The sequence below is a fragment of the Mesorhizobium sp. M2A.F.Ca.ET.067.02.1.1 genome (genome assembly GCF_004023285.1).
In the GTDB taxonomy this organism is placed as follows: domain Bacteria; phylum Pseudomonadota; class Alphaproteobacteria; order Rhizobiales; family Rhizobiaceae; genus Mesorhizobium.
In genome coordinates this window covers 1-1,849 of sequence record NZ_RZSB01000987.1, presented here as the reverse complement: position 1 = coordinate 1,849, position 1,849 = coordinate 1, and the positions used below count along the sequence as shown (strand labels likewise).

At 66.1% G+C, this 1,849-nt stretch carries 2 protein-coding genes; one reads left to right on the top strand and one right to left on the bottom strand.

The window, feature by feature from the left end:
* Positions 1–19: 19 nt before the first annotated feature.
* Entirely contained in the window at positions 20–1,219 is a 1,200-nt protein-coding gene (locus EOA28_RS34530; RefSeq protein WP_128315784.1) for a site-specific integrase, read from the bottom strand.
* A gap of 222 nt (positions 1,220–1,441) precedes the next feature.
* Between EOA28_RS34530 and EOA28_RS34525 the strand changes: the two genes are divergently transcribed.
* Positions 1,442–1,849, top strand: a 408-nt coding sequence (locus EOA28_RS34525) for a DNA-binding domain-containing protein (protein WP_281060950.1), incomplete at its 3' end; no start/stop codon positions are given.

Sequence of the window (1,849 nt, the reverse complement as noted above, 5' to 3'; positions counted from 1 at the left end):
GGGCGGGGAGGGGGGCTTTTCAGAGCCCGGACGCCTTGGTGAGATTGACCCGGAAGCGGTCACGCCGCCGCTGATACCTGTGGGTCATCTCGGCGCTGGTATGGCCGAGTTGCTTCTGCACATAGCGCTCATCGACTTCGGCCGAGGAGGCGAGGCCGGCGCGCAGCGAATGGCCGGCAAAGAGCTTTTCGCGTTCGCCTTCCGGCAGGTCGCCGCGCACGCCGGCCGCAAGCGCGGTCCGCTTGACCAAGCGCGCGACCTCCTGGTCGTTGAGCCGCTCGGCGCCGACCGCCTTGCCCTGGCCGGTGACGCGCCGGAACAGCGGTCCCTGCGCAATGCGCCCGAGCTTGAGCCAGGTCTCCAGCGCCACGACCGGGCAAGTGAGATCGGACGAGCCGCGCCCGACTTCAACCTCCCGCCAGCCGGTCTTGCCGCGAAGGGAAACGAGCATGCCCTTTTCGAGGATCTCGATCCAGCCGCGGCCATCCTCGGTCTGGTCGCGGCCGACATCCAACGCCACGATCTCGGAGCGGCGCAGGCCGCCTGCAAAGCCGAGGAGCAGCATGGCGCGGTCGCGCAGGCCGCGTAAGCTTCCGCGTTCGAGCGTCTCCAGCATAGCGATCAGATCCTCGGGAAGGATCGCCTCCTTCTGCCGCGGCGGGGCGGCGTGCTTGTTGCGGATCCCGGCCATCACGGTGGCGATGTGCCGATCCTTGCGGTCCAGCGGTTGACCGCGCTGGGCGTAGTTCCAGGTCAGAGAGGACAGCCGGCGTTCGATGGTCGACACGGAGTTTGGCGTCTTGTCGCCGGTGGCCGTGCCGGATGCACAAGCGGTGATGTAGAGTCCGACGGTCTGTGGGTCGGGGTGAAACGCCTCGACGCCCTGTCTGCGTGCCCAGCCACAAAAATGCTTCCAGTCGGCGGCGTAGGCGCGTCGCGTGTTGGCCGAGCTCGCCGCCTCGACATACTCGCGCGCGCGGCCGGCGAGCGCGTCGAGATGCGCCAGCAGGCGGGGATTGGCGACGGCCGGAAGAGGGGAGGAAGTTTCGGCCGGCTCTTCTGGCGTGTTCCCCATCTCCAGAACGACGTCGATAATGTCGGGCAGGTCGTCCTCGGCCTGTGCCTCGAGATCGGCCGGCGTCCGTGCGGCCGAAACATCGTCGGCCAGCCCTGTGCTGTGGGACGGTCCGGAGGGTCGTGCAACGTGATTTTCGGGCATTTGCTCGTTGAAAATGGCTGTCGTTCGCGTTTGGTCAACGGACGGCAAGTTATTGGTCTGGCGCGAATCAGCTTCGGAGTTCATTGGCGGATTCTAGCCGAATCACCGGATTTTTCGTAACATTCGAGCGGACGAACTTTCAGCGAGACGGCTGTGGTTCACAGGCCCGACAGGGATACGGTCGACGATGCCGCCTGGAATGAGGCGGTTGCAAGGGAGGTCGTGATCCGGAGGCTGGCGTCGTTCGAAAGCCCAAGCCGGTCAGATTTCCTCCGGGCATGCCGGGAGCTCGGCCTCAAGCGAACCCGGCTTTACGAACTGATCAGGGCGTATCGGGAGCATCCGGTCACAAGTTCGCTGCTGCCGCGCCCGGGCGGCACGAGACAAGGCAGCCGCCGGTTGCCGGAAGAAACCGAAGCGGTCGTCGCCGAAGCGCTCCAAGACTTCTACAAAACACGCCAGAAGCCGAGCATCAATCGGCTACACAAGGAGATCCGCGGGCTCTGCCGGTCGCGTGGCGTGCGAGCACCGTCCTGGCATGCGGTGAAGGCGCGGATTGCGGCGATGGACCCCGCTGAACTGACCAAGGCGCGGGAAGGCTCGAAGGCGGCCCGCGATCGCTTCCGGCCT